We start from the raw sequence: 6,247 nt of genomic DNA on the forward strand, positions 1-6,247 counted from the left end.
GCCGTCGCGCTCAACAACGCGGTATTCGAGGTCCAGGCGGAGATGACGGGCTGCGGCCTCGAACAATGAGGTCAGCACTCGATCGCGATCTTCAGGATGGACCCTGCGATTAATGTATTCGTCGACTGCAAGTTGGTAGCACTCGCTCCTCTTGCTGTCATTGGCGCGGTACTCTCCTTCTCGTGACCAGCGCAGCAGATTCGACTGCAGGTCCCACTCCCAGAACCAAATGCGAGCAGCACGGCGGGCGAGCCGGAGGCGCTGATCGTGTTCCAGCAATTGCAACCGTTCACGCTGCTGGCGTCGAATGACTTCGATCAGCACTATCCCAAGCCCCACGTATGCACACCAGAGCACTACTCCAGACTGGAAATCGGGCGCAGCCGTACTCGATCCCGGAAGCAAAAGCCAGAGCCCACCAGCAGTGATTACAAGAGCGAGCCAGCCGGCAGCATATCCGCCCACAAGCGCGCTGATCAGCAGGGCGAATAGACAAATTAGCCCTGCAGGTTTCTGGGTACTTACCGGTACTGCGGCGACGAGGACCGCCACAACAGCCAGAGCAGCAGCAAAAACGTAGCTCCAGTAGGAGTGTCCGGCGCGAAGGCGGGGCGGACGCAGAAATCTCGGCCTGACCGTTGGACGGGACATAAGCAGGCCCGGTGGTAGTGCTTGCAAACGCCGGATAGATGTTGGGATGACATTGATGTTGTTGAGGTTGGCGCATAATGGCGCACTGCTGCTGCGCGGTTTCGAAACCGCTTAGACAAGCAGAACACCTGTCGAAATCGGTCGGCCTGAAGTTAAGAATTCTTTACCTGCTGAGTTGCTGGCTGCGAAGAATTTGCATCAGATGTGGGTTGAATACAGGTAACGACAACCGCCAAAGTGCGAATACCAGAGGCTTAACATGACGAAACTCGAAACCTTTTTCGCTCCCGAGAAGTTGCAAGGCGCCAACGCCGACTTCTATCGTCGCGCGATCAGCGAGCTGCTCTGGTATCGCATGCTGCGCGACGGCGATGACCAGATCGAGACCCTCGGCGAAGATCATCCTCTCGATCCGCTCGCATTTGACGCAATTGGAATTCAGTTCGGACGGGCGTAACCAGCGTGCCCAGCTCAGCCGCAATACATGCGCTGCCTACCGGGCGGCTGCTCAGTGCGTTTCAACTCACAACTGCGCCACCACCCTCGCCCGTTCGAACACCGCTCGAAACATTTCCTTCGTGAGTTTCCCCGTATTGGTGTTCTGAAGAGACGGGTGATAAGCCCCCATCAAAATCACCTCGTTTGGCATTTGGTACTCAACTCCGTGACCAAAGGTGTAAGGCGCGCGCGAAGCGATAACTCCTGCCCGACGCAGATGATTGAGATATGCATCGAATCCGATCTTTCCTAGCGCGACCACAACACGCACGCGTCGCAATGCCGCGAGTTCAACATCGAGAAAGTGCGAGCAGTTGGCGATCTCATCAGGATTCGGTTTGTTCGCCGGCGGCGCGCACCGGACCGCTGCAGTGATGTACGCATCCGTGAGTTTCATTCCGTCATCACGGTGCGTAGCTGTGGGTTGCGACGCGAATCCCGTCTCGTGAAGCACGGGATACATGAAGTAGCCAGAGCCATCGCCTGTAAATGGACGCCCGGTGCGATTTGAGCCGTGTGCTCCTGGCGCCAGTCCCAAAATGAGAACACGCGCTTTGGGATCGCCGAAACCGGGAACCGGCTTGGCCCAATAATTCCAATCAGCGTAGGCGCGGCGTTTTATGCGTCCAATTTCTTCGCGGTAGGCGACGAGTCTGGGGCACAGCCGACAAGCAATGACTGCTTGGTTCAATTCGGACACGGTCCGAAGCTGCGGCGCAGCCGAGTTGAGGCGCGACGCTCTCGTTCCTTTGCGGCTCGTTCCTGCTCTTGTAAGTTTGACGGCTTGCGCGGGCACTGCTTTGGTGATCGTGACTCGTTCCTGTTTGAATAAAGGCTGGATTCGGCGAGTGATCTATTGACTCTCTCCCGCAGCCTGCTTCCCTGCTTCGAATGGCTCTGGCTGAAGTTTGCTGCCCTGCTTCATCAGGATCTCAACTTTTCCTTCAGCAGCTTCCAGTTCCTGTCGGCAGGAGTTGGACAGACGCACGCCTTCCTCGAAGAGTTGCAGAGACTTCTCCAGCGGGAGATCACCTTTCTCGAGCTGTTCGACGATTTTCTCCAGCTGCTGGAGACAGTCTTCAAATTTGGGCAAAGTGAGGCTCCGTCAATATTGTAAACGGAGGAACGAAGTACATACGAAGAGAAGCGTTGTGAGCTGCAAATCGAAAAAAGCACCGTGTGGAACTGTGAGAGTTCCAGCAACATCAGTGTCGCTGGGCTTCGACGCCCAGCGACACACCGGCTACCGCTGGCGGTTCTGTTACTTCTGGAACAGCAACGGTGCAAATGCGGCCAGGTTGCGCCGCCAGACCATCCAAGTGTGCATGCCAGGAGTATCGATATCCGTGTGCTTTACACCCTTGCTGGTGAGCCACTCGCGGAAGCGGCGATTCACCTCAATCAAACGATCTTCAGTGCCGCAGGCAATCCAGAGCAGTTGCAGGTTGGCTGTATCTTTCGGATTCCAACCGGTGAATTGCTGATCGAAGTTTTCGTTGAGCCCACCGGTGCTGAATGCGCCAATCCAGCCGAAGCGATCGAGGTTAGTCAGTCCGACGAACAGCGATTCCGATCCTCCCATCGAGAGCCCGGCGATTGCGCGCGACTTCCGGTCGGTGAACGTTCGATATTCGTGCTCAACTTGCGGAATCACTTCGGTGAGCAGAGCCTTGCGATAGTTCTCGAGATTTCGCTCGCGTAGATCGTCATTGTTGAAGGCGCGGAAGCCACGCTTCAGCATGTCGAGATCGCCATATCCGAGCGTCATCACCACGATCATGGGTGTTGCTTTCTGCTGCGCGATCAAGTTGTCGAGAATGACATTGGCGCGGCCTACTGCAGTCCAGCCGCTGGCATCGTCACTGTAGCCGTGCAGCAGATAGAGCACGGGATATTTCTTCTTCTTTGCAGGGTTGTAGTCCGGCGGAGTGTACACGTAATAGTCGCGCTGATCGCCGACCACGCCCGATTTATAGAAGTGATGATGCACTATTCCGTGCGGCACATCGTTCACTTCCCATGGCAGCGATGGTCCAGGGATATGGACCATGTTCTGCGTATTCAGCAAATTTGGTTTCAGCAGCGGATTCGAAGGATCGATCAGGACAACGCCATCGGCCACGAAAGAGTAGCCGTAGAAATCCGGCTCCAACGGATCGGTCGTGACGCTCCACACGCCAGAGTCGTCCTTTTCCATCGGGATGTGCGCGATGCGTCCTTCAAGCGCAACTTCGACTTTCTGCGCGTTTGGATCTCGAAACCGGAAGGTCACGCGATTGTCCGATTGAACTTCCGGCGAAACTATGGGAGCGGGTGGCTGCTGTTGCGCGAGAACGGAAAGCGCGCAGAGACTGACAAGGGCGAGAGCTAGACTGCGCCGTCTTGAGTTGAGCACGCGAGGATTATACGGATTGGCACTGAACGCGCAAACAGGGGCACGAGCATTGGTGATGTAGCGTCTCTTGTGTAAAAGCGAAGAGGGTGTAAGTTGGCTTTTGCCTAGCAAGCGAAAGCCGCTCACGAAAGGAGCCTTACACCCACATGGCGAAAGTAACATCCATTAGCGAGCGTTACCAACATTTCCTGCGGGAATCGAAAGAGAGTTTTTGGGGGATTTGTACGGGCAGACGCGGCTGGCGTGGAAGGGATTTTTCGAGCTGCAGTCGGAGCGGGAACGCGACCGGTATTCGGGAGCGGGTCGGTATGAGCGCGAAGCCCAAGCGAGGAAGGATTATCGCAACGGCTACTACGAACGGGATTTTCTCACGCGTTTTGGCACGATTCGCTTGCGCATCGCCCGCACGCGGACCAAGAACTTCCTTCCCGCAGGATTAGAAGCCTTTCAGCGGCGAGCGCCGGAGCTGACGATGCTGGTGCGAGAAGCGTTTCTGCGCGGTTTGAGCACGCGTCAGGTGGGGCGGGTGATCGCCACCCTGACCGACAAGCCGATCAGCGCGCAAAGTGTTTCCCGGCTGACGCGCGGTTTGGATGAGGCGGTGCGCAGTTTTCATCAAGCGCCGCTGCAAGACGAATGGACGTATTTGTTCCTCGACGGAGTCAGTCTGAGAGTGCGGCGGCCAGCCGGACGCAAACGCGTGCAGATGCTGGTCGCCTACGGAGTTCGAACTGACGGCACACGCCATCTGCTCGGATTTCTGCGCAGCCAGGGAGAAAGCCAGTCCGCATGGGAAGGACTGTTGCAGGATCTGTATCGCCGTGGACTGGTGGGCGATCGCCTGCTGCTGATCGTCACCGATGGATGTGCCGGCTTAGCGGCGGCCATCCAGACGGTGTATCCACGCATTCCACATCAGCGCTGCTGGGTTCACAAGATGCGCAACATTCTCGAGAAGGTACGCAAGCGCGACTACGACGAAGTCAAGGCTGATGCCCAGGCCATCTATCGCGCGCAAAGCCGCCGCCAGGCCGAAGCCGCCTTTCGCCGCTTCCATCGTCGCTGGCATAGTGCATATCCGACCCTCACAGATCGGCTGGGAAACGATCTTCCAGAACTACTGTCTTTCTTCACCTTCCCCAGGCATTTATGGAAGAAGCTGCGCACCACCAATGTCATTGAACGCTGTTTTGTAGAAGTCCGACGACGCACTCGGCCCATGGTCTGCTTTGTCAATGTGCAGAGCGTGGATCGCATCATTTACTCGATCTTCCATCGCTTCAACCTCGATTGGAAGAGCCGCACCCTCAGGCTATTTACACAAGCTGCGTGACATCACCACGAGCATTTCGCTCGTGTAACCTATGGACGTGCCCCCTGAGACAGAACTGGCTGTCCCACCGAGAGCCGCATTTCAGCATCGCGATTTCCGGCTGTTCCAATTTGGGCGCGCGCTTTCGATCGTCGGCACCGAAATGCAGTCCGTCGCTGTCGGCTGGCAGGTTTTCGAGATCACTCACCGGCCGATCGATCTCGGATATGTGGGACTCGTCCAGTTCTTGCCCGGCGTTTTGCTTTCAATCCCTGCCGGACATACGGCTGACCGCTTTGATCGTCGCGCCGTTTTGCTGACCTGCTACATCTCTTACGCCATTTGCTCAGTTTTGCTTTTTCTACAAGCCCATAATGGCGCGAAGTCGGTGCTTCCGATTTTCGCCACGCTGCTCCTGATCGGCATTACTCGCGCGTTCAGCGGACCTGCGAGCCAATCATTAGTCCCGCAGCTTGTGCCGACGGAGCATTTTGGCAATGCAGTGGCCTGGGGAGCTACCGTTTTCCAGATTGCCACCGTGCTGGGTCCCGCCCTGGGCGGCCTGATATACGGATGGGTACACGGAGCGGCGAGCGTTTACATCACCGCAGCTGCCTGCTACGCCGCCGGTTTCGTGTTCTTGCTGATGATGCACGTACGCACCGGACGCATGGAAAAGAAGGACATTTCCATCGAGACGCTGCTTGCTGGCGTGCGCTACGTGTGGCGGGAAAAGATCATTTTGGGATCCATCTCGCTGGATCTGTTTGCCGTGCTGCTGGGCGGCGCTGTCGCGCTGCTCCCTGTCTATGCAGAAGACGTGCTGCATGTTGGCCCAGGCGGCCTCGGTGTGTTGCGCAGCATGCCCGCTGCCGGGGCAGCGCTAATGGCTGTAGTTCTGGCCTATCGTCCGTTGCAACGCCGGTCCGGAGTAATGATGTTCATCGCCGTTGCCATATTCGGAGTCTCGACGATTATTTTCGGCATTTCGCGTTCCATGACGATCTCTCTGATTTCGCTTTTCGTCGTAGGCGCTTCTGACATGATCAGCGTTGTGATCCGCAACACGCTGGTTCAGATTGCCACGCCTGCGGCGATGCGCGGACGTGTGAGCGCGGTGAATCTGCTGTTTATTGGGGCCTCGAACGAATTTGGCCAGTTCGAATCGGGAATTACTGCCCAGTGGTTCGGCGCCGTACCCGCGGTCCTCTTCGGAGGCGTCGGCACGTTGCTTGTCGTGGGCCTCTGGGCATGGATTTTTCCGCAATTGCGCCAGATGGATCGGTTGATCCCAGTCGGGGAAATTGAAGCTGAGGCCAAGCAGCAAGAAATGGTATGAATGGTTCGCAGATCATCACTACTGAACACGACCACCTGTCATCCTGAGCGCC

The 6,247-nt window shown here is 56.8% G+C and carries 7 protein-coding genes; 3 read left to right on the plus strand and 4 right to left on the minus strand.

The features are described 5' to 3' along the window. A partial coding sequence (locus tag VFU50_01840) for a hypothetical protein (GenBank protein HEU5231572.1) occupies positions 1-651 on the minus strand: 651 nt, incomplete at its 3' end. A gap of 259 nt (positions 652-910) precedes the next feature. Here VFU50_01840 and VFU50_01845 point away from each other — a divergent pair. After that, positions 911-1,108: a hypothetical protein gene (locus tag VFU50_01845; GenBank protein ID HEU5231573.1), complete on the plus strand. Its 198-nt coding sequence runs from the start codon at positions 911-913 to the stop codon at positions 1,106-1,108. A 66-nt stretch (positions 1,109-1,174) separates the two neighbouring features. Here VFU50_01845 and VFU50_01850 read toward each other — a convergent pair whose 3' ends face one another. From VFU50_01850 to VFU50_01860, 3 genes are all read right to left on the minus strand, one after another. Next, positions 1,175-1,849 carry a uracil-DNA glycosylase gene (locus tag VFU50_01850; GenBank protein HEU5231574.1) on the minus strand — a complete coding sequence of 225 codons (675 nt, stop codon included), beginning with the start codon at positions 1,847-1,849 and terminating at the stop codon, positions 1,175-1,177. 153 nt (positions 1,850-2,002) lie between these two features. Continuing rightward, positions 2,003-2,242 carry an exodeoxyribonuclease VII small subunit gene (locus tag VFU50_01855; GenBank protein ID HEU5231575.1) on the minus strand — a complete coding sequence of 80 codons (240 nt, stop codon included), beginning with the start codon at positions 2,240-2,242 and terminating at the stop codon, positions 2,003-2,005. A 168-nt stretch (positions 2,243-2,410) separates the two neighbouring features. Next, positions 2,411-3,544, minus strand: a complete 1,134-nt coding sequence (locus tag VFU50_01860) for an alpha/beta hydrolase-fold protein (protein ID HEU5231576.1) — start codon at positions 3,542-3,544, stop codon at positions 2,411-2,413. 211 nt (positions 3,545-3,755) lie between these two features. Here VFU50_01860 and VFU50_01865 point away from each other — a divergent pair, with 211 nt between their 5' ends. Together VFU50_01865 and VFU50_01870 are read left to right on the plus strand one after the other, a co-directional pair. Continuing rightward, a complete protein-coding gene (locus VFU50_01865) occupies positions 3,756-4,877 on the plus strand; it encodes an IS256 family transposase (GenBank protein HEU5231577.1) in 1,122 nt (373 codons plus the stop codon). A 31-nt stretch (positions 4,878-4,908) separates the two neighbouring features. Further along, the gene (locus VFU50_01870) at positions 4,909-6,195 is read left to right on the plus strand and encodes an MFS transporter (GenBank protein ID HEU5231578.1); all 1,287 of its coding nucleotides are present in this window, start codon (positions 4,909-4,911) and stop codon (positions 6,193-6,195) included. Positions 6,196-6,247: the final 52 nt, after the last annotated feature.

The sequence above is a fragment of the Terriglobales bacterium genome, assembly GCA_035764005.1.
Taxonomy (GTDB): Bacteria; Acidobacteriota; Terriglobia; order Terriglobales; family Acidobacteriaceae; genus Gp1-AA112.